Source organism: Streptomyces sp. NPDC049887, from assembly GCF_040656535.1.
Classification (GTDB): domain Bacteria; phylum Actinomycetota; class Actinomycetes; order Streptomycetales; family Streptomycetaceae; genus Streptomyces.
In genome coordinates this window covers 1-20,795 of the sequence record NZ_JBFAMM010000028.1, presented here as the reverse complement: position 1 = coordinate 20,795, position 20,795 = coordinate 1, and the positions used below count along the sequence as shown (strand labels likewise).

Sequence of the window (20,795 nt, the reverse complement as noted above, 5' to 3'; positions counted from 1 at the left end):
TGATAGGTGAATCTCGGCAGCCCTCTCCCGGGACGCCGAGGTCGTTGCGGCCGCCGCCCATCCCCCCGTACAAGGTCCCCACCGAGAAGTTACTTGTGAGTATCGAAGGGGCGACCGCCATGCAGCACACCTCGCCGGGGACGCCGAGGACGGACACGGGGACGAGGCCCGGGAATCGCCACGACGGCCGCGGGCCCGGGCGCCGGGCACCTCGACGACCCGCGTCGGCCGGCCCGCGGGCCTCCGCGGGCGGCCGTTCCCGCCTCCCCCGCTACTGGTTCGCGGAACGGCTGCTCGCGGTCCTCAGCGGCCACCGGCCCGTCCACTGGATGCTCGGTCACACGATCGGCCGCGCCTACGAACAGCTCGTCCGGCTCGCCCCCGGCGCTCCGCTCAGCACCAACGGGCTGCGGCCCGTCCTGCGCCACTGCGACGAGTACGTCCCTCGGCCGGGCGTCATCGAGGCGTTCGCCCGGATCACCACGGGCGACCAGGTACGTGCCATGGCCTTCCGCCTCGAACAGGGCCCCGACCTCCGCTGGCGCTGCGCGGCCGTGGAACTCGGCGGCGAACGCCTCACGGCCGGGGTCTGACCGCCGGCGGGGTCCTGGCCGGCACGCGCAGAGCCCCGGCGGCCCGGGAGGACGCCGGGGGCCGGGAGGACGCCGGGGGCCGGGACGGCCAGGCCGTGCCCGGCCCGAAGCCGGGCGCCGGGCCGCGCGCCGCCGCGCCCGCAGATCACAACGCCCGGCAACGCCCGGCAACGCCCGGCAACGCCCGGCAACGCCCGTGGGGCCGGACACCCTCCGGTGTCCGGCCCCACGGCCCGCTCATCGCCGCGACATCACTTCTTGCGGCGGCGCCCCGCGCTCTTCTGCGCCTTGCGGCGCTCCGCGCGCGTCATGCCGTCCGACTCGGAGCGGGCCGCGTCGCCGTTGGTGAAGTCGCCCTCGACGATGCCGCCCTCGCCGTCGACCGTCGGCGCCGAGAAGTGCAGCCGGTCCGGACGCTGCGGGGCGTCCAGGCCCTTCGCCCGGATCTCGGGACGGCCGGCGCCGGCGGGCACCGCGTCCTCCTTCGCCGGCGAGGTCCGCTCGGCGGAGTCCTGGACGGGGATCTCCTCGACCTGCTGCTCGACCTGGACCTCCAGGTTGAACAGGTAGCCGACGGACTCCTCCTTGATGCCGTCCATCATCGCGGTGAACATGTCGAAGCCCTCGCGCTGGTACTCCACGAGCGGGTCCTTCTGCGCCATCGCGCGCAGGCCGATGCCCTCCTGGAGGTAGTCCATCTCGTAGAGGTGCTCGCGCCACTTGCGGTCCAGGACGGACAGCACCACGCGCCGCTCCAGCTCGCGCATGATGTCCGAGCCGAGCTGCTTCTCGCGCTCGTCGTACTGCTCGTGGATGTCGTCCTTGATCGTCTCGCCGATGAACTCGGCGGTGACACCGGCCCGGTCGCCCGCGGCGTCCTCGAGCTCCTCGACGGTCACCTTCACCGGGTAGAGCTGCTTGAAGGCGCCCCACAGCCGGTCCAGGTCCCACTCCTCCGCGAAGCCCTCCACGGTCTCGGCCTGGATGTACGCGTCGATCGTGTCGTCCATGAAGTGACGGATCTGCTCGTGCAGGTCCTCGCCCTCCAGAACGCGGCGGCGCTCGGCGTAGATGACCTTGCGCTGCCGGTTGAGCACGTCGTCGTACTTCAGGACGTTCTTCCGCGTCTCGAAGTTCTGCTGCTCGACCTGGGACTGGGCGGACGCGATCGCGCGCGTCACCATCTTGTTCTCGATCGGGACGTCGTCCGGAACGTTGGCCATGGCCATGACGCGCTCGACCATCTGGGCCTTGAACAGGCGCATCAGGTCGTCACCGAGGGAGAGGTAGAAGCGGGACTCGCCCGGGTCTCCCTGGCGGCCGGACCGGCCGCGCAGCTGGTTGTCGATGCGCCGCGACTCGTGCCGCTCGGTGCCGAGGACGTACAGCCCGCCGAGGGACTTGACCTCCTCGAACTCCTCCTTGACCTCGAGCTCGGCCTTCTCCAGCGCGGACGGGAGCGCCGCGGCCCACTCCTCGACGTGCTCCACCGGGTCCAGGCCCTGCCCGCGCAGCTCCGCCTCGGCGAGGTCGTCGGGGTTGCCGCCGAGCTTGATGTCAGTACCGCGGCCGGCCATGTTCGTGGCGACCGTCACGGCGCCCTTGCGGCCGGCCTGGGCCACGATCACGGCCTCGCGCTCGTGGTGCTTGGCGTTGAGGACCTCGTGCTGGATGCCGCGCTTGAGCAGCTGCTGGGAGAGGTACTCCGACTTCTCGACGGAGGTGGTGCCGACGAGGATCGGCTGTCCCTTGCGGTGCTTCTCCTCGATGTCGTCCACCACGGCGGCGAACTTGGCCACCTCGGTGCGGTAGATCAGGTCCGACTGGTCCTTGCGGACCATGGGCCGGTTGGTCGGGATCGGGACGACGCCCAGCTTGTAGATCTGGTGGAACTCGGCGGCCTCGGTCATGGCCGTACCGGTCATGCCGGAGAGCTTGTTGTAGAGGAGGAAGAAGTTCTGCAGGGTGATCGTGGCGAGCGTCTGGTTCTCGTCCTTGATGTCCACCCCTTCCTTCGCCTCGATCGCCTGGTGCATGCCCTCGTTGTAGCGGCGGCCTGCGAGGATACGGCCGGTGTGCTCGTCGACGATCATGACTTCGCCGTCGATGACGACGTAGTCCTTGTCCTTCTTGAACAGTTCCTTGGCCTTGATGGCGTTGTTCAGGTAGCCGACGAGCGGGGTGTTCACCGACTCGTAGAGGTTGTCGATGCCCAGCCAGTCCTCGACCTTCGAGACACCGGACTCGTGGATGCCGACGGTCCGCTTCTTCTCGTCGACCTCGTAGTCGCCGGTCTCCTCGATGCCCTTCAGCGGGTTGCCCGGCTCGCCGCGGTTCAGGCGCTTCACCAGCTTGGCGAAGTCGCCGTACCACTTGGTGGCCTGGTCGGCGGGGCCCGAGATGATCAGCGGCGTACGGGCCTCGTCGACGAGGATGGAGTCGACCTCGTCGACGATCGCGAAGTTGTGTCCGCGCTGGACCAGCTCGTCCTTGGACCAGGCCATGTTGTCGCGGAGATAGTCGAAGCCGAACTCGTTGTTCGTGCCGTACGTGATGTCGCACGCGTACTGCTCGCGGCGCTGCGCGGGCGTCATGTTGGCGAGGATGCAACCGACGCTCAGACCGAGGAACCGGTGCACACGGCCCATCATCTCGGAGTCGCGCTCGGCCAGGTAGTCGTTGACCGTGATCAGGTGCACGCCCTCGCCGGACAGCGCGTTCAGATACGCCGGGAGCGTGCCGACGAGGGTCTTGCCCTCACCGGTCTTCATCTCCGCGACGTAGCCCAGGTGGAGCGCGGCGCCGCCCATCAGCTGGACGTCGTAGTGACGCTGGCCGAGAACGCGCTTGGCGGCCTCACGGACGGTGGCGAACGCCTCGGGCAGCAGGTCGTCCAGGCTCTCGCCGTCGGCGAAGCGCTCCTTGTACTCGTCGGTGAGGGCCCGCAACTCGGCGTCGGAGAGGTCGACGAAGTCTTCCTCGATGGAGTTGACCTGGTCCGCGATGCGGTGCAGTTTGCGCAGGATCTTGCCTTCGCCTGCACGCATGAGCTTGTTGAAGACGGACACTGAGGTTGGTCTCCTTGCCGGTCGGGCCTGGCACTGGGTCGTATGGACACTGGCACGGGCGCGGCAGGTGGTCCCCACCGCATCGGCCATCGTAAGCGAGGACGGTGCCACGCCGGGAGAGCCGCAGTGCCCCGGGGACGACTGCCGCGTGTCCGGTGAACGTGCGGGAGACCCGGAAAGTGCCGCTGATCTCGAAAAGTGTTCGCAGTGCCGACGGAGAGTGACCAGAATTCGGTCATGGAGCCCATCACCCTCACCACCGACCGGCTGCGGCTGAGCCCCTTCACCCCGGGGGACGCCGAAGAGGTCCGCGCCGCATGTCAGGACCCCGACATCCAGCGCTGGATCCCGGTCCCCTCGCCCTACGAACTGCGGCACGCCGAGGAGTTCATCCAGGTCACCGTGCCCGCGGGCTGGCGCGACGACAGCGAGTACACCCTGTCGGTGCGTCCGCGCGAGGGCGGCGCCCTGATCGCCTCCACGAGCCTGCACCATCCGCGCTCGGGCTCCTGGGAGATCGGCTTCTGGACGGCCAAGGAGCACCGTGGCCGCGGCTACGCGACCGAGGTGACGCTCGCCATGGCCCGCTGGGCCTTCGCACGGCTGGACTGCACCCGGCTGGAATGGCGCGCCGAGGTGGGCAACTCGGGCTCGCGCGCCGTTGCCGAGAAGGCCGGGTTCACCGTCGAGGGCGTCCAGCGCGCGGGTTTCCACGGCCGGGGCACCCTGCGGGACTGCTGGGTCGCCTCACTGCTCCCCTCGGATCTGGGGCTGCCGTGCCCCGTTCCCTATCTGCCGGCGAGGGCGTGAGGTACGACATCTGCCGGCGAGGGCGTGAGGTACGACAGCTGCCGGCGAGGGCGTGAGGTACGACAGCGGCATCCGCATGCCGAGACGCGTGGGACGCCGCCCCGGTCCCCACCTCCGCGGGGGGCCGGGCCGGGATCCGCGGCACGCGGCGACTGTCGGTGGCGCCCTCTAGGGTGCGGAGCATGAACACCGCGCCGCCCGCAGTTGCCGAACTGTCCGCCGACGAGGCCCGCCGTATCGCACTGCGGGCCCAGGGGTTCCTCGGCGCCCCCGACCGCAGGGGCGGTGTGCGGGGTGTCCTGCGCCACCTCGGCGCCGTGCAGCTCGACACCATCTCCGTGCTGGCGCGCTCGCACGAGCTGATTCCTTACGCCCGGCTGGGCGCCGTCGGCCGCAAGACCGTCGAGCGTGCCTACTGGACCGATGGCCATGCCTTCGAGTACTGGTCGCACGCGGCCTGCATACTCCCCGTCGAGGAGTGGCCCCACTTCGCGTTCCGCCGCCGCGCCTACCGCGCCCGTCCGCAGTGGTACCACGACCTGCCCAACGGAGCGTACGAGCGGGTGGTCGACCAGCTGCGCGACGAGGGCCCGCTGACCGCCACCGAGCTGGGCGGGGCGAAGAACGGCGGCCCGTGGTGGGACTGGTCGGAGGCCAAGGTCGCCGTCGAGCGGGCGCTGATGTACGGAGAGGTGGTGTGCATGGAGCGGCGCGGCTGGAAGCGGGTGTACGACCTCGCCGAGCGGGCCGTTCCCGATGCCGTCCTCCACGACGATCTGGACGACCGGGAGTGCCTGCGCCGGCTGGTGCTGCTGGCGGGCCGGTCGCTGGGGGTGGGCACCCGCGCGGACATCGCGGACTACCACCGGCTGAAGGGCGAGCAGTTCGACGCGGTGGCCGAGGACTCCGGACTCGTGCCGGTCCGCGTCGAGGGCTGGGACAAGCCGGCGTGGGCCGACCCGGAGGCACTGGCGGCGGAACCGCGAGGCCGCCACCGCACGACGCTGCTCTCGCCGTTCGACTCGCTGATCTGGGAGCGGGCGCGCACGGAGCGGATCTTCGGCTTCACCCATCGCCTGGAGGCGTACGTCCCGAAGCAGAAGCGGGTGCACGGCTACTTCGCGATGCCGCTGCTGTCCGGCGGGCGGCTGCTGGGACGGGTCGACCCCGCGCGTGAGGGGACGACTCTGGTCGCCAGGCAGGTCTCGCTGGAGACACCGAAAGCGGTCCGGCCGATGGCTCAGGCGCTGCTGGAGGCGGCCCAGTGGGTCGGCTGCGACACGGTCCGTGTGGAGCGGGTCGACCGCCCGGAGTTGGCGGCGCCCCTGGCCGCCGCCCTCGGCTGAGCCGGCGCCGCCTGCGGATCCCTGGATCGTCTAGCGGATCTCGAGGATCTTCTCGCGCATGGCGTACACCACCGCTTCCATCCTGGAGTGCAGCTGGAGCTTCTCCAGGATGTTGCGGACGTGGTTCTTCACCGTGTTCTCCGAGATGAACAACTCCTTGGCGATGTCGCGGTTGTTCATGCCCGTCGCCACCAGCTTGAGGACCTCCAGCTCCCGGTCGGTCAGCCGGGGGGCCGGCACCAGGCGGCGCTCGTCGGTGCGCTGGATCATCGACTTGAACTCGGTGAGAAGCTTGGACGCCATGGACGGGCTGATCTGCGACTGCCCGTCTGCCACCGCGCGGATCGCCGTGGCCACCTCGTCGGTGGAGATCTCCTTCAGGAGGTAGCCGGTGGCACCGGCCTTGATCGCCTCATAGAGGTCGGCCTCCTCGTCGCTGATCGTCAGCATGATGATCTTCGCGCTGGGGGCGACCTCCTTGATGGAGGTGCAGGCCTCGATTCCACCGCGCTTCGGCATCCGTACGTCCATGAGGACGATGTCGGGCAGCAGATCTGCGGCCTTGTCGACGGCCTCCGCGCCGTCCCCGGCCTCCCCGACGACCTGGATGTCCTCCTCCTGGGCGAGGACGATCTCCAGCCCGCGGCGGAAGAGGGCGTGGTCGTCCACGACGAGCACCCGGATCGGCTCCTTGCGGGACACGTCCTGTGTGTCGTCCGCGCCGCCCGTGGCGCCGGCGTCCCCCACCCGGTGCACCGGGCCGAAGCTGTCCGCCATGGTTCCTCCCCCTGAGGCCGTGGCCTGCGTTGGTCTGCGTTCCGCCAACCGCAGTCCACAGCGCACCGGTTGGCTCGGGTCGCCATGATTCCATGCCCGTGCGCCGGTGTGGCGATCCCGCGGTGGCACAAGGATGCCCCCGGGGGCGCACAGGCGCTCCCAGGGGCACCGTCGTATGACGGGATCAGCCGCCGAGCGCACCACCGGCGCCGCTCGACTCGCTTCCGGCGAGAGGGTCGGTCCTCAGGTGGATGACGCCGTAGTCGTAGGCGTGCCGCCGGTAGACGACACTTGGCTCCTTGGTCTCGGAGTCGACGAAGAGATAGAAGTCGTGCCCGACCAACTCCATTTCGTAGAGCGCCTGGTCGAGCGTCATCGGGGCGGCGACGTGGTTCTTCTCCCGGACCACCAGGGGTCCTTCGCCCTGTACCTCGAGCGAGCCCATCCGGGTGGTGGGAATGGATTCCGGCGATTCCGCGGTGACGGGTTCGCCGCTCCCGTTCAACCGGGCCACGCCCGGAACGACGTCGGCGACCTCCGCTGCCGACAGCCGCCCGTTGCCCCTGCGTGTGTGGCGCTTGTCGTGCTGCTTGCGCAGCCGTGCCTCCAGCTTCGCCGTGGCCAGGTCGAGCGCTGCGTACGGGTCGCCTGCCGCTGCTTCCGCCCGGATCACCGGGCCGCGCGAAAGAAGTGTGATCTCCACGCGGTCGGAACGGTCGGCCTGCCGCGGGTTGTGCTCCTTGGACACCTCGACGTCGAGGCTGATCACCTTGCCGTCGAGCTTCTGGATCTTGTCCAGCTTCAGCTTCTCGGCCACGTGCTTGCGGAACCGCTCGGGCACCTCGGTCTTGCGGCCCTTGACGACGATGTCCACGCAGAACTCCGTTCCCGGATCACTCCGCTGTTCAATTGCGGAGCATCTCCCTTTTGCACCAGGCTCCGGTGAGCACCGGAGCCTCGGACTTGGCGACTTTCACCTCCTCCTCCCCCATGGGCAAGATCGCCACCCCACCGATGTCAAAGATCTGGGTTACTTCAGGAACACCTGACCGCAACTCGGCCATGTATTCGATGAAGGAGGGCGTTCACCGTGCCTCACCACCGAACATAGCTCGCCGGGCCCCCTGTCGGCACCCGCTACCAGCGCGTACGTCCATTCGTGGCCGTTCCTGCCCTCACCACCTGCAACGTTGCAACGCGCCTGTCAGTTCCGGCTCGTTTCGAGCGACAGAGGCGGAGCAGCGATGACGGCGGCACTCATTCGGGTGCATTCGGAAAGGTGTCCGGAGAGCGTGGCACGCAGTGCCCTCGCCGCTTCGGCCAGCGAGGCTCCGGTGGTCATCACATCGTCCACCAGTACGGTTCTGCGGGCCTCCAGAACCCGCCCGGCCCACGGGGCCACCTCCAGTGCCCCGGTGATGTTCTCGAGGCGCTCCGGGGCCGTGAGACCCGACTGGTCGGACACCCGCCGGCTCTGGCACAGCGCCGGAAGGGCCCGGGCGTACGTCCCCGCGCGCCGCAGTGCCACAGCCGCCGCCACGGCGATCCGCAGTGCCGGATCGTGCCCCCGTGCCCGTACCGCCCGGGCGGCCGACGGCACCGGTACCAGCAGCAGCGGCCCCCCTTCGGCTCCGCCGTGCGGCGAAGCGGCGCGGACGGCCCTCGCGAGCGCGGCACCGAGCGGACGGGCCAGACCCAGCGCGCCCCGCTCCTTGTGGGCCAGCAGCACGGACCGCACCGCCCCCTCGTACCGCGCTGCGGCGAACACCACCGGCAGCCCCGCGGGCTCCGGGCACGGCCGCGCCCTCGCCGGCGGCCCCGCCAGCCGCTTCGCGCACTCCTCGCACAGGGACGTACGGGCGTGTCCGCAGCCCGCGCACACCGCGGGCAGCACCAGCCCCGAGATCTCGCGCCACCACCACCTCATGGCCTCCACTCTGCCCGGCCGCGGGCAGGCGCCGGCCAGACCTGTGGACAAAGAGGCCCGCCTGTGGAAAACCTGCCCAGCGGAGGGGGATGGTCAGTCGGCGTGCACCTCGGGCGCCCGGGCAGGACGACGGGGCTTCGGCCTCGCGCCCGGTCCCCGCCGCACGCCTCCGGCCGGGGCACGGGCAGGTCGGGAACACAGCCCCGACGCACCGACGAGCCCCGGCCGAATCCCGCTCAGGACCGGCGGGACCGGGCTCCGCACGACCCACGACCGCTCGGTGACCACGGCCCCGCCCCGCCCGGACCTTCAGACGAAGCCGAGGCCCCGTCCGGTCGCCCCAGGCAGCCGATGAGCTCAGGCGCTCAGCCCGGGTAGACCGGCCACGTCCCCTTCTCGACCATCGTCTGCCAGTTGGCGTTCGGCATCAGCCGCACCAGCCCGTCGTCCGAGACCGCCACCAGGAGTTGCTCGTCGTCCTCCGTGGCCGCCACCGCCGACACCTTGTTGAGGCCCGGAAGACCGCCCGCCGGTGTGAGGGAGCCGTCCGTCTCGATGTAGCGCACCTGCTGCACACCGCCGGCCTCCTTGCCGACCACCACGAGACGGCTCGGCCCGGCCCAGGACAGGGCGGTCACCGACTCCAGTCGCGGCGCAGCCGCCCGCAGCGCCACCACGGACACCGTGGTCGTCCCCGCCGGGTCCGTATTCCGCTCGATCCGGCCGATCTCCAAGGTGCTCTTCCCGTCCTTGGACAGGAGCAGCGCCATGCGCACGCCGTCGGCCGACACCCGCAACGACTCGATCCGCGCGCCGTCGAGTCCGTCGACCGTGACCTCCTCCACCGGACCCTTGCCGCCCGCGAAGCGCAGCAGCCGCGGGTTGGCGGGGTCCCGATCGGCGACCCACAGGTCGTTGCGGTCCCAGCTGGGCGCCGAGAGCCGGTCCGCGGCCCGGGGAGCGGCACTCTGGGCCAGCGGCGCCGCCAGGGCCTCGTCCGAGACGATGGATGCCGCGTACAGGGACTTGCCGTCCTGCGAGACCGCCGCCGCCCGGTGGAGACTGCGTGCCACGGCGACCGTGCCGATCTTCAGCTGACCGTCGCCGAACGGCCCTCGAACCATGGTCTTGTCTATGTTCTTCGGCTTCGTCCCCACCACGGCCATCCGGTGGTCGCTGTCGACGAAGTACACGTTGGGGCTGGGCGAGAGCCGCTCCAGGGCGTACGCGTCCGCCTGGTCGCCCGTCAGCACGCACAGTGGGGAGCCGTCGGCCCGCTGGAGCTGCACCTGCTCGACGCGGGGTGCCGCCAGCTCCCTCAGGGTGAGCAGCATCTGCGTCGCCACCCGCTTGCACACCGCTCCGCCGACGTTCGACGCCCTGTCGTTGAGCGGCACCTTCAGCTCGCCCTGGTCGTCGGGGGTCAGGGACGCGACGCCCCGTTTCAGGCCCGCGCCCGTGGGGAACGGCGACTCCACGACCGGCACCAGCCAGTGCGCGGGGCCCTCGAAGAGCGCCGAGATCGTCTGGGTCACCGGATCCATCCGGGTCACCGGGTCCTGCCGCTGGCGGATGTACACCGGGTCAGCGACCACCGTGTTCTGTCCCGACACCCAGTAGTACTTGTTCACCGACAGGTGGTTGCGCAGGAAGTCGCTCTCCCCGAGCACGAGGCCCTGGGGAGCGGCGTCGATGCGCCACTCCTTGCCCTTGCCGTCCGGGGTGCTCTGCCGCACCAGCCGCAGCGCGCCGCCGTACTGCGTGGGCACGACCGACTTGTACTCGTGGCGGTCGACCGTCGCGATCAGCTCGCCCGACAGCGCGTAGGCCAGCTCTTCGCCCTCCTCACGACCGGGCGGCGCCGCCGGCTCGGGGGCCTCGGTCAGCACGGTCGTGAGCGACTCGGGCCGCCACTTCTTGGTCCACCGCTTGGTGAGGTACTTCCTGGCCGTCGCGTAGCCCGGATCGTCACTGGTCATGGCCTCCAGGAAGCCGTCGACGATCTCCTGGGGCCTGGCGCCGTCACGGGGCGGGACGGCGTACACCCGAACCTGCGAGTCCGGCCCCTTGGTGGCCCTCACCTGCTCCACGTCGCCGCTGTTCGGCATGGACGCGCAACCGGCCAGCACGAACCCGGCGCAAACGAGCAGCGCTGTGCCTCGTGTGACGCGTCCGTGGCCGTACCGACGCCCCTCAGCGCCCACGAGTGGTGTCCTCCCGCTCGGAAACCTGTCCAGGGACCGCTTCCGCCGTCCCACCATGCCCCGTCCGCTCCGGCGCCGGACGGGCCACCACCCGGGCGCCGCTGCCGGGCAGCGCCGCCGGGTCCACCGCCGCCGACGGCGAAGTGTGCGGCGGCACCGCGGGCCGGCCCGGTATCGGCAGGCCCGGACGGTGCGCACCGGGCTGCGACGGCACCGTCGACAGCCGCAGCGCCCGGTCGTTCGCCGCATCGGCGGCGGCACGCTCACGGGCACGCCGCGAGTCCTCGGGCTCCAGCGGTATCGGCGATCCCCGCAGCGGCTCGTCCGCCGTACGCGGCAGGGTCAGGCGGAACTGCGAGCCACCTCCCGGCTCGCCCCACGCCTGCAGCCAGCCGCCGTGCAGCCGCGCGTCCTCCACGGCGATGGACAGACCCAGGCCGGTGCCGCCCGTCGTGCGCGCCCGTGCCGGATCGGCCCGCCAGAAGCGGTTGAACACCCGGGTCGCCTCACCGGGCTTGAGTCCCACCCCGTAGTCCCTGACGGCCACGGCTACCGCGCCGCCGGCGGACGCCATCCGCACGACCACGTCGCGGCCCTCGCCGTGCTCGACGGCGTTGACGACGAGGTTGCGCAGCACACGCTCGACGCGCCGGGCGTCGGCCTCCGCCACCACCGGCTGCTCGTCCCCGACGACCCGGATCCGGCTGCCCTTGCGCTCCGCCAGCGGCTCCGCGCCGCCGATCACCCGGTGGACCACCTCGCGCAGGTCTATCGCCTCGGCTTCGAGGGCCGCCGCGCCCGCGTCGAACCTGCTGATCTCCAGCAGGTCCGCCAGCAACGACTCGAACCGGTCCAGCTGGTCGGCCAGCAGCTCCGCAGAGCGCGCCGTCGCCGGATCGAAATCGCTCCGTGCCTCGTGGATGAGGTCCGCGGCCATCCGCACCGTCGTCAGCGGTGTACGCAGCTCGTGCGACACGTCCGAGACGAAGCGGCGCTGCATCCGCGACAGCTCCTCCAACTGCTGGATCTTGTGCTGAAGGTTCTGCGCCATCTTGTTGAAGGCCTCACCGAGCCGGGCGATGTCGTCCTCCCCGGTGACCTTCATACGCTCCTGGAGCCGTCCCGCGGACAGGCGCTCGGCGATGCCCGCGGCCATCCGGACGGGTGTGACGACCTGCCGCACCACCAGCCACGCGATCGCCCCGAGCAGGACGACCACGAACAACCCCGCCGTCGCCAGCGTGCCCTTGACCAGGCTCAGCGACTCCTCCTCCTGCGTGAGCGGGAAGAGGTAGTACAGCTCGTACGAGTAGCCCGCGACGTCGTTGAGTCGCTTGCCGACCACCAGGCCGGCCTCGGGTTCCTGCGGAACCGAGTACTTGATCTTGACGTACGTCTGGAACGTGCCCGCCCCCTGCGCGACCGAGCTGCGCAGCGCCTGGGGAACGCTCGTCACGTCCACGTCCCCGGACGCCCGCGGCGCCCGGCTCGTACCGGCGTCGTCGGAATCCGGACTCAGCGCAACCACGTGGTACGCGCCCTGACCGCCACTGGCCAGCTGCTTCACCAGCTCTGACCGCCAGTTCACGGAGCTGCGGCTGGGCCTGCCGTCGGTTGCGTCACCGTCCTGGCCGTCGAGCGCCGAGGCCCCGCTCGCCTTCTCCTGCGCGGCCGCGAAACCCCCCGCGGCCTGGCTCAGGGCGGCCTGTTCCTTGGCGTCCAGGAGTCCGTTGCGGACCTGGCCGATGACGACGAGGCCCAGCAGCAGTACGACGCCCAGCGACATCAGCAGAGTGCCCGCGACCACGCGGAGCTGGAGGTTCCGGCGCCAGAGCCGGACGGCCGGCAGCAGTGGACGCCTGACCCAGCGCACGACGAGCCGGAGCACCGGCCCGCCCGGCGCCCCGTCCGGCAGCAGCCGCCCACCGGGGAAGAGACGGCCGAGACGTGAAGACCCGTGCCCGGGCCCGGCAGCCCGCCCCGTACGGACTCCCGGCCCCCCGGGCTTCGGAGCAGCGCTGCCCACGGACATGTCAGCTCGGTCCGGCCTTGTAACCGACGCCACGGACGGTCACGACGATCTCCGGCCGCTCCGGGTCCTTCTCGACCTTGGAGCGCAGCCGCTGCACGTGCACGTTCACCAGACGGGTGTCCGCCGCGTGACGGTACCCCCACACCTGCTCGAGCAGCACCTCGCGCGTGAACACCTGCCACGGCTTGCGGGCGAGCGCCACGAGCAGGTCGAACTCGAGCGGGGTGAGCGCGATCGACTGACCGTCGCGCTTCACGGAGTGCCCGGCCACGTCGATGACCAGGTCGCCGATCGCGAGCTGCTCGGGCGCGGGCTCCTCGGACCTCCGCAGCCTGGCCCGGATACGGGCCACCAGCTCCTTCGGCTTGAACGGCTTGACGATGTAGTCGTCGGCACCGGACTCCAGCCCGACCACCACGTCGACGGTGTCACTCTTGGCCGTGAGCATGACGATCGGCACACCCGACTCCGCCCGGATGAGCCGGCACACCTCGATGCCGTCCCGGCCGGGCAGCATGAGATCGAGCAGCACGAGGTCCGGCTTGGTCTCTCGGAAAGCGGCGAGTGCCTTGTCGCCGTCCGCTACGAACGACGGCTCGAACCCTTCACCACGCAGCACGATGCCGAGCATCTCGGCCAGTGCGGTGTCGTCGTCGACGACAAGGACGCGTCCCTTCATAATCGACATCATCCCATTAGCTAATCGTTACCTGGCGTGACCTGGAACACAGCTCGGCGATCCCGGCCCCGGTGACCGGGGAGACGACCCCTTCCTCCGTGACGATCGCGGTCACGAGTTCCGGCGGCGTCACATCGAACGCGGGGTTGTACACCTGGGTCCCCACCGGTGCGACCGGCACCCCGGGGGCGCCGGAGGAAGCCTCCGACACGCGTGGCACGGGTACGCCTGTGACACCGGTCACCGTCTCGGGCGGCATGGGCAGCTCCGTCACCTCTTGCCCGGACCGCTGCTCCACCTCTATCGACGCGCCTCCTGGCGTCGACAGATCCACGGTCGTGGTCGGTGCCACCACGATGAACGGCACGTGGTGGTACCGGGCGAGGACAGCGAGCGGATAGCTGCCCACCTTGTTGGCCACCGAGCCGTCAGCGGCGATCCGGTCGGCCCCCACCAGCACGGCGTCGACCTCTCCTCCCGCGAACAGCGATCCGGCCGCGTTGTCCGTGAGCAGGGTGTACGCCATCCCGTTCCGGGCCGCCTCGTACGCGGTCAGACGCGCGCCCTGCAGCAGCGGCCGGGTCTCGTCCACCCACAGTCTGCGCAGCCGCCCCGACCGGTGCGCGGCGAGCGCCACCGCGAACGCCGTGCCCTCACCGCCGGAGACCAGCCGCCCGGTGTTGCAGTGCGTCAGGATCCGGTGACTGCCGCCGGGCATCAGCTCGTCCAGCAGCGCGAGCCCGTGCCGCGCCATCCGCTCGCTCGCCTCGGCGTCCTCGCGGTGCAGCGCCCGCGCCTCGGCCAGCACGGCGGCGGCCGCCTGCTCAGCGTCCGCGCCCCTGCCCGCCGCCGTCTCGTACGCACCGGCGGCCCTCCGCACCCCGTGGCCGAGGTTCACGGCGGTGGGCCGCGCCGCCTCGAGCAGCGATGCCGCCTCCGCCACGTCGTAGCCCCGTGCCGCGGCCAGCGCGACCCCGTAGGCCCCGGCGATCCCCAGCAGCGGCGCACCGCGCACGGCCAGCGTCCGGATCGCCTCCACCAGGGCCGGAACGTCGGTGCACACCAGCTCGGCCTCTTCGGCCGGCAGTCTGCGCTGGTCCAGCAGGGCCAGCACCGGGCCTTCCGGGAGCTCGTCCCAACGCAGCGAGGCGAGCCCGGAGGGCTGCTCGCCGTCGAGGGTTTGTGCGTACTGATCAGCCATCCGCCCAGTCTGCCCGCTGACGCACGCACAATGAAGGAGAGAACGAGATCCACGGCCCGGCCCACCCGCAGCCGGTGCGTGGCACGATGGCTGCCAGCCTCCCACTCTGACGTGCGGACAGGCGCCGTGACCCAGCCGGCTCTCAGAGCCGGCCCCGCGACACATCCACGAGGTGGACGACCGTGAACGACACTCCGGGCTGGGCCTCGCCCGGATCCTCCCCGTCCGACGACCGGAGTGCCGGATCGCCCGGTCCCGCCGCCGATCCTGACGCCTCCTCGAAGTGGTCCAACGAGCAGCCACCCGCGGGCAGGTGGGCCCCGCCGACCGGACCCGGTGGCGGACCCGTGCCCCCGCAGTCCGGCGGACCGGGCTGGGGCGGCGCACCGCAGCAAGGCGGCTGGGGGCAGCCACCGGCCGCGAAGCCCGGAGTGATCCCGCTGCGGCCGCTCGGAGTCGGCGAGATCCTCGACGGCGCGGTGTCCACACTGCGCGCCCACTGGCGCACGGTCCTGGGCATCACGATCACGGTCTCCGTCATCACCCAGATCTGCGACATCCTCGTCCAGCGCTATCTCGTCCCGCAGCCGCCCCGGATGGATCCGAACCCCACCCCGGAGGAAGCCCTGAGCCAGCTGGGGGACCAGCTCAACTCGACGCTCGTGGGCACGGCACCGGTCATGGCGATCACTCTGATCGCCACGCTCTTCACCACCGCCCTGCTCACCGTGGTCATCAGCCGCTCGGTGCTGGGCCGCGACGTCACGCTGTCCGACGCGTGGCGCGAGGCGCGACCGCGACTGCCCCAACTCCTCGGCCTCACCCTGCTGCTGCCGCTGATCGCCGCCGTGGTGCTCACCGTCGGACTGTTGCCGGGCCTGCTCCTCGGCTCCGAGGGCGGCGCCGCCCTCGCCGCACTCGGCGGGATCGCCGGCGCGGTCGTCACCGTCTGGCTCATGGTCCGGTTCGCACTCGCCTCCCCCGCCCTCATGCTGGAACGGCAGGGCGTCGTCCAGTCGATGCGGCGCTCGGCGAAGCTGGTGCGCGGAGCATGGTGGCGGGTCTTCGGCATCCTGCTGCTCACTATGCTGCTGACCTTCCTGGTCTCCGTGATCATCGCCATCCCGTTCGGCCTGATCGCCTACGCCGTCGACGGCGAGGGACTCGGCGGACTGTTCTCGGGCAGTGCACCGGAGTTCGGCTGGCCCTTCCTGATCATCACCGGCATCGGCGCGGTGGCCGCCTCCTCCATCACCTATCCGATCTCGGCGGGCGTCACCGTGCTCCTCTACGTGGACCAGCGCATCCGCCGCGAGGCTCTCGACCTCGAACTGGCCAGGGCGGCGGGCGTGGACGACCGCGGGCCGACACCTGGCGACGACACCCCCGGGAGCTGATGCCGTGTCCGTCACGGGGGGAGCGACCCGGGCGTGGCTACGGGCCCACGCCGACGACGAGGTGCCCGTGGAGCTCCCTCGCGTCCCCGCGAGGGAGGCGGCCGAACGCGAGCTGTCCAAGCCGATGTACCACGAGAACGACCCCAACCTGATCGAGCGCGCCCTCAATCGCTTCTGGGAGTGGCTCGCCGACGTGCTCGACACCGCTGCGGGAGCCTCACCCGGCGGCCCGCTCGGACTCGCCGTCATCGCCCTGCTCGCCGCCGCGCTGATCGCCGCACTGTGGTGGCGGCTGGGCGCCCCGCACCGCACCGTCACCACGGGGGACACGCTCTTCGGCGACCGCCCCCGCAGCGCCGCCGAGCACCGGGCGACCGCCGAGACGCACGCCGCCGCGGGACGCTGGAACCAGGCGGTCCAGGAACGGATGCGCGCCATCGTCCGCTCCCTCGAGGAACGCGCCCTGCTCGAGCCCCGCCCCGGCCGCACCGCCGACGAGGCCGCCGCGGAAGCCGGACGCCCGCTGCCCGGCCACACCGATGCGCTGCGCACGGCGGCCCGTACCTTCGACGACGTCACATACGGCGGACGCACCGCCGACCAGCAGGCGTACGCACGTCTGCGGGACCTCGACACCGAACTGGGCCGCACCAAGCCGGATCTGACCGCCACGGTCCGGGGGGGCCGCGGATGACCGAGGCCACGACCGGCACCACCGCGGTGTCCCCGACCACCCACCAGGTCTGGATCCGCAGCCGGGGAATCCTGCTCGCGCTCGTGGTCCTCATCGTGGCCGGCTTCGTCATCGCGGTCATCCGCTCCGACGGCGGCCAGGGCCGCCTCGACCCGCGCTCCGCCGACCCCTCCGGCAGCCGCGCCGTCGCCGAGCTGCTCAAGGAACGAGGCGTCACCACCCGCGTGGTCACCACCTTGGCCGAAGCCACTGCCGCGACGGGCCCCGACACCACCCTGCTCGTCGCCGGGCCCGACCTGCTGACCGGCCGTCAACAGAACGCCCTGCGCACGGCGATGGCCTCCTCCGGCGGCCGTTCCGTCCTCGTCGCCCCCGGTCCCGCCTCCGTCGGCACCTTCGCTCCCGGAACCTCGGCCGACACGCCGGCCCCGGTCGCCGCGCGTGAGCCGCGGTGCACCTTCCCGGCAGCCCGGCGAGCCGGGAGCGCCGACCTCGGCGGCGAGCGCTACACCACCGACAACACCCTCGGCAGTGACTCCTGCTACCTCGTCGACGGACTGCCGACGCTGCTCCGGAGCGATGCTCCCGGAACCGGCGACACCGTCCTCCTCGGTGCCCCCGACATCCTCTACAACGAACGCCTCGGCAAGGAGGGCAACGCCTCGCTCGCCCTCCAACTGCTCGGTTCCCGCCCTCATCTGGTCTGGTACCTCCCTTCCCTCTCCGATGGATCGGCCGCCGGGGACGACGGCACCCGCGACGGGCAAGGGGAGGGTGAGACCGGCATCGGCCGGCTCATCCCTGCCGGATGGCTCTGGGCCGCCCTCCAACTCGCCGTCGCCGCCGTGCTCGCCGCCGTGTGGCGTGCCCGCCGCCTGGGGCCGCTCGTCAGCGAACGGCTGCCCGTGGCCGTCCGTGCCTCCGAGTCCACCGAGGGCCGCGCCCGCCTGTACCGCAAGGCGAACGCCCGCGACCGCGCCGCCTCCGCCCTCCGTCAGGCCACACGGACCCGGCTCGCCCCCCTCCTGGGCATCACCCTCGCTGACGCCCATTCACCCGACCTCCTCCTCCCGGCCGTCTCGGCGCATCTGCGCAACAGCGACCGCGACCTCCGATCTCTGCTCTTCGGACCGGCCCCTGCCGACGACGCCGCACTCATCCGCCTGGCTGACCAACTGGACGCCCTCGAACGAGAGGTACGCACTTCATGAGCGCCCCGACCCCCGAGACCGCCGAGCACTCGGACGACGCACGCTCCTCACTGGAGGCCCTGCGCGCCGAGATCGCGAAGGCCGTGGTCGGCCAGGACTCCGCGGTCACCGGACTGGTCGTGGCCCTGCTCTGCCGTGGCCATGTTCTCCTCGAGGGAGTCCCCGGCGTCGCCAAGACCCTCCTCGTGCGGGCTCTGGCCGCTTCGCTCGAACTGGACACCAAGCGGGTCCAGTTCACCCCGGACCTCATGCCCAGCGATGTCACCGGCTCTCTGGTCTATGATGCGCGGACCGCGGAGTTCTCCTTCCAGCCAGGCCCGGTCTTCACCAACCTCCTGCTCGCCGACGAGATCAACAGGACACCGCCGAAGACCCAGTCATCGCTTCTGGAGGCCATGGAAGAACGCCAGGTCACCGTCGACGGGACACCTCGCCCTCTCCCCGAGCCGTTCCTGGTGGCCGCGACTCAGAACCCGGTCGAGTACGAGGGCACATACCCCCTGCCCGAGGCACAACTCGACCGCTTCCTGCTGAAGCTGACCGTGCCACTGCCGTCACGCGACGACGAGATCAACGTCCTCGCCAGACACGCCGAGGGCTTCAACCCGCGCGACCTGCAGGCCGCCGGACTGCACCCCGTCGCCACACCCGCCGACCTGGAAGCCGCCAGAGCGGCCGTCGCCAAGACCTCGGTCTCCGCCGAGATCGCGGGCTATGTCGTCGATATCTGCCGTGCCACCCGTGACTCCCCCTCACTCACCCTCGGCGTATCTCCCCGAGGCGCCACCGCCCTGCTCTCCACAGCGCGGGCCTGGGCCTGGCTCACCGGCCGCGACTACGTCATCCCCGACGATGTGAAGGCCCTCGCCCTGCCCACCCTCCGTCATCGCATCCAGCTGCGGCCGGAAGCCGAGATGGAAGGCGTCACGGCGGACTCGGTCATCACCGCCGTCCTCGCCCACGTCCCCGTCCCCCGCTGAGGCGGTGCGTCATGGCCCTCACCGGACGAGCGGCACTCCTCGCCGCACTCGGCTCCATTCCCGTCGGACTCCTCGAACCCAGCTGGACGGGGATGCTGGCCGTCAACGCACCACTCGCAGTAGCAATTCTGTGCGACTACGCCCTCGCCGCACCAGTCCGAACACTCCAGTTCACCCGAACCGGTGATTCGTCAGTTCGGCTCGGCATGAGCGCGGAAGTGCAGCTCACGGTAACCAACGCGTCCTCCCGGCGACTGCGCGCCCGCCTGCGCGACGCCTGGCCACCGAGCAGCTGGCTCCCAGGAACCGAGCAGGCCGCTTCACGGCACACGGTGACCGTGCCGGCCGGCGAACGCCGCCGTCTCCAGACGGTCCTGCGCCCCACCCGCCGCGGTGACCGCCACGCCGAGCTCGTCACGGTCCGTTCCTATGGACCTCTCGGACTCGCCGCCCGCCAGGGGAACCACCGGGTGCCCTGGACGGTCCGCGTCCTGCCGCCCTTCACGAGCCGCAAGCACCTGCCGTCCCGACTGGCCCGTCTCCGCGAACTCGACGGCCGGACCAGCGTGCTGATCCGTGGGGAAGGCACCGAGTTCGACAGCCTCCGAGAGTACGTCCCGGGGGACGACACCCGCTCCATCGACTGGCGCGCCACCGCACGGCAGACGACGGTCGCGGTCCGCACCTGGCGGCCGGAACGGGATCGTCACATCCTGATCGTGCTCGACACGGGCCGGACCGCGGCCGGAAGGGTGGGCGACGTCCCTCGCCTGGACGCGGCCTTGGACTCCGCCCTCCTCCTCACTGCGCTCGCCACCCGCGCGGGTGACCGCGTGGACCTGCTGGCCTACGACCGCCGGGTGCGCGCCCAGGTGCAGGGCAGGACGGCCGGGGAAGTCCTGCCGGCCATGGTCGACGCCATGGCTCCCCTGGAACCGGAGCTGGTGGAGACGGACGCCCGTGGCCTCAGCGCGGCGACGCTCAAGCACGCCCCCCGGCGCTCTCTCATCGTGCTGCTGACCAGCCTGGACGCCGCCCCCATCGAGGAGGGCCTGCTGCCGGTGCTGCCGCAGCTCACGCAGCGCCACACGGTGATGGTCGCCTCGGTCGCGGATCCGCACATCGAGAAGATGTCGGGCGGTCGTGGCAACCTGGACGCGGTGTACGAGGCCGCCGCCGGCACCCAGGCACAGCAGCAGCGCCGCCGCACGGCGGAACAACTCCAGCGCCACGGCGTGACCGTGGTCGACGCCACTCCGGAGAACCTCGCACCGGCTCTGGCCGACGCCTACTTGGCGCTCAAGGCGGCAGGACGTCTCTGAGGACTGCCCGCAGGGGTTCGCCGGATGAGATTGGTCGTGGCGGTTGGACGTACGAGTCCCATCGCCGAATCGAACCACCCCGACCGCACCTCCGGAACACGGGAGCCGCACCCCCACCTGCGCCGGCGCAACATCCGGCACCGTGACATTCCGGCTTGCCCAGACGCGAACGGGCGGGTATCTGCAGTCACAGGGGCATCCCTGGGCGGCCGGCCACTCGAAACGGAAGGGAGCTGACCACCGAACCGGCAGATGCTCTCGGTCACAGCCCAGGTCGGCGCGCACGAGCCGGACCGCGGCTGGGTCTTCGGCAGGCGGGGTGCCGCAACTCGATCGACCGATACCGTTGAACCTGCCCGGGTCACAGCTCTGGCATCGCTGTGCAGGGTTCTCGAAACCCGGAGCCGGGGTGGCGGTCGCTCAGGCACGACCCGTCCCCCACGACCCGTGCCCGGGTCCCCCCCCCCGGAACGCGAAAAAGCCCCGGACCGTGTCGGTCCGGGGCTTTCCCAGAAGAATTGTTCGGCGGTGTCCTACTCTCCCACAGGGTCCCC

Annotated in this window: 16 protein-coding genes; 8 read left to right on the top strand and 8 right to left on the bottom strand. The window is 71.2% G+C overall.

Going from position 1 to position 20,795, the window contains the following annotated elements:
- The first annotated feature begins 119 nt into the window (after window positions 1-119).
- Window positions 120-593, top strand: a complete 474-nt coding sequence (locus tag AB0J10_RS27605; protein ID WP_363065230.1) for an Rv3235 family protein — start codon at window positions 120-122, stop codon at window positions 591-593.
- A 251-nt stretch (window positions 594-844) separates the two neighbouring features.
- Here the strand turns inward: AB0J10_RS27605 and secA are convergent, their stop codons facing one another.
- Window positions 845-3,661 carry a preprotein translocase subunit SecA gene (secA, locus tag AB0J10_RS27600; RefSeq protein WP_363065176.1) on the bottom strand — a complete coding sequence of 939 codons (2,817 nt, stop codon included), beginning with the start codon at window positions 3,659-3,661 and terminating at the stop codon, window positions 845-847.
- 237 nt (window positions 3,662-3,898) lie between these two features.
- On the opposite strand from secA, the gene AB0J10_RS27595 reads away from it, so the two are divergent.
- Together AB0J10_RS27595 and AB0J10_RS27590 are read left to right on the top strand one after the other, a co-directional pair.
- The gene (locus AB0J10_RS27595; RefSeq protein WP_363065175.1) at window positions 3,899-4,471 is read left to right on the top strand and encodes a GNAT family N-acetyltransferase; all 573 of its coding nucleotides are present in this window, start codon (window positions 3,899-3,901) and stop codon (window positions 4,469-4,471) included.
- A gap of 182 nt (window positions 4,472-4,653) precedes the next feature.
- On the top strand, window positions 4,654-5,817 hold the full coding sequence (locus AB0J10_RS27590) for a crosslink repair DNA glycosylase YcaQ family protein (RefSeq protein ID WP_363065174.1): 1,164 nt from the start codon (window positions 4,654-4,656) through the stop codon (window positions 5,815-5,817).
- Window positions 5,818-5,847: 30 nt separating this feature from the next.
- Here the strand turns inward: AB0J10_RS27590 and AB0J10_RS27585 are convergent, their stop codons facing one another.
- From AB0J10_RS27585 to mtnA, 7 genes are all read right to left on the bottom strand, one after another.
- A complete protein-coding gene (locus AB0J10_RS27585; RefSeq protein ID WP_363065173.1) occupies window positions 5,848-6,594 on the bottom strand; it encodes a response regulator transcription factor in 747 nt (248 codons plus the stop codon).
- A 184-nt stretch (window positions 6,595-6,778) separates the two neighbouring features.
- Window positions 6,779-7,468: a ribosome-associated translation inhibitor RaiA gene (raiA, locus tag AB0J10_RS27580; protein WP_363065172.1), complete on the bottom strand. Its 690-nt coding sequence runs from the start codon at window positions 7,466-7,468 to the stop codon at window positions 6,779-6,781.
- A 330-nt stretch (window positions 7,469-7,798) separates the two neighbouring features.
- Complete coding sequence (locus AB0J10_RS27575) at window positions 7,799-8,521, bottom strand: ComF family protein (RefSeq protein WP_363065171.1); 723 nt, start codon at window positions 8,519-8,521, stop codon at window positions 7,799-7,801.
- Window positions 8,522-8,886: 365 nt separating this feature from the next.
- Window positions 8,887-10,725, bottom strand: a complete 1,839-nt coding sequence (locus AB0J10_RS27570; RefSeq protein WP_363065170.1) for an LpqB family beta-propeller domain-containing protein — start codon at window positions 10,723-10,725, stop codon at window positions 8,887-8,889.
- Window positions 10,715-12,757, bottom strand: coding sequence for an MtrAB system histidine kinase MtrB (gene mtrB / locus AB0J10_RS27565; RefSeq protein WP_363065169.1), 2,043 nt, complete (start codon window positions 12,755-12,757; stop codon window positions 10,715-10,717). The genes AB0J10_RS27570 and mtrB overlap by 11 nt, the downstream gene beginning before the upstream one ends.
- A 1-nt stretch (window position 12,758) precedes the next feature.
- Complete coding sequence (gene mtrA / locus AB0J10_RS27560) at window positions 12,759-13,448, bottom strand: two-component system response regulator MtrA (RefSeq protein ID WP_208868138.1); 690 nt, start codon at window positions 13,446-13,448, stop codon at window positions 12,759-12,761.
- Window positions 13,449-13,452: 4 nt separating this feature from the next.
- Complete coding sequence (gene mtnA, locus AB0J10_RS27555; RefSeq protein WP_363065168.1) at window positions 13,453-14,637, bottom strand: S-methyl-5-thioribose-1-phosphate isomerase; 1,185 nt, start codon at window positions 14,635-14,637, stop codon at window positions 13,453-13,455.
- A 182-nt stretch (window positions 14,638-14,819) separates the two neighbouring features.
- Here mtnA and AB0J10_RS27550 point away from each other — a divergent pair, with 182 nt between their 5' ends.
- From AB0J10_RS27550 to AB0J10_RS27530, 5 genes are read left to right on the top strand one after another with little or no spacing between them, the layout of a single operon-like run.
- On the top strand, window positions 14,820-16,034 hold the full coding sequence (locus tag AB0J10_RS27550; RefSeq protein WP_363065167.1) for a glycerophosphoryl diester phosphodiesterase membrane domain-containing protein: 1,215 nt from the start codon (window positions 14,820-14,822) through the stop codon (window positions 16,032-16,034).
- Window positions 16,035-16,038: 4 nt separating this feature from the next.
- Entirely contained in the window at window positions 16,039-16,728 is a 690-nt protein-coding gene (locus AB0J10_RS27545) for a DUF4129 domain-containing protein (RefSeq protein WP_363065166.1), read from the top strand.
- Window positions 16,725-17,939: a DUF4350 domain-containing protein gene (locus tag AB0J10_RS27540; RefSeq protein WP_363065165.1), complete on the top strand. Its 1,215-nt coding sequence runs from the start codon at window positions 16,725-16,727 to the stop codon at window positions 17,937-17,939. The genes AB0J10_RS27545 and AB0J10_RS27540 overlap by 4 nt, the downstream gene beginning before the upstream one ends.
- Window positions 17,936-18,919, top strand: coding sequence for a MoxR family ATPase (locus tag AB0J10_RS27535; protein WP_363065164.1), 984 nt, complete (start codon window positions 17,936-17,938; stop codon window positions 18,917-18,919). Before AB0J10_RS27540 ends, AB0J10_RS27535 begins: the two co-directional genes overlap by 4 nt.
- A gap of 11 nt (window positions 18,920-18,930) precedes the next feature.
- A complete protein-coding gene (locus AB0J10_RS27530) occupies window positions 18,931-20,241 on the top strand; it encodes a DUF58 domain-containing protein (RefSeq protein WP_363065163.1) in 1,311 nt (436 codons plus the stop codon).
- The last annotated feature ends 554 nt before the right edge of the window (window positions 20,242-20,795 follow it).

Coding starts and splice junctions, on each gene's coding strand:
- AB0J10_RS27595 (WP_363065175.1), top strand. CDS start 3,899: ATGGAGCCCATCACCCTCACCACCGACCGGCTGCGGCTGAGCCCCTTC.
- mtnA (WP_363065168.1), bottom strand. CDS start 14,637: ATGGCTGATCAGTACGCACAAACCCTCGACGGCGAGCAGCCCTCCGGG.
- AB0J10_RS27590 (WP_363065174.1), top strand. CDS start 4,654: ATGAACACCGCGCCGCCCGCAGTTGCCGAACTGTCCGCCGACGAGGCC.
- AB0J10_RS27540 (WP_363065165.1), top strand. CDS start 16,725: ATGACCGAGGCCACGACCGGCACCACCGCGGTGTCCCCGACCACCCAC.
- mtrA (WP_208868138.1), bottom strand. CDS start 13,448: ATGATGTCGATTATGAAGGGACGCGTCCTTGTCGTCGACGACGACACC.
- AB0J10_RS27530 (WP_363065163.1), top strand. CDS start 18,931: ATGGCCCTCACCGGACGAGCGGCACTCCTCGCCGCACTCGGCTCCATT.
- AB0J10_RS27575 (WP_363065171.1), bottom strand. CDS start 8,521: ATGAGGTGGTGGTGGCGCGAGATCTCGGGGCTGGTGCTGCCCGCGGTG.
- AB0J10_RS27535 (WP_363065164.1), top strand. CDS start 17,936: ATGAGCGCCCCGACCCCCGAGACCGCCGAGCACTCGGACGACGCACGC.
- mtrB (WP_363065169.1), bottom strand. CDS start 12,757: ATGTCCGTGGGCAGCGCTGCTCCGAAGCCCGGGGGGCCGGGAGTCCGT.
- AB0J10_RS27585 (WP_363065173.1), bottom strand. CDS start 6,594: ATGGCGGACAGCTTCGGCCCGGTGCACCGGGTGGGGGACGCCGGCGCC.
- AB0J10_RS27605 (WP_363065230.1), top strand. CDS start 120: ATGCAGCACACCTCGCCGGGGACGCCGAGGACGGACACGGGGACGAGG.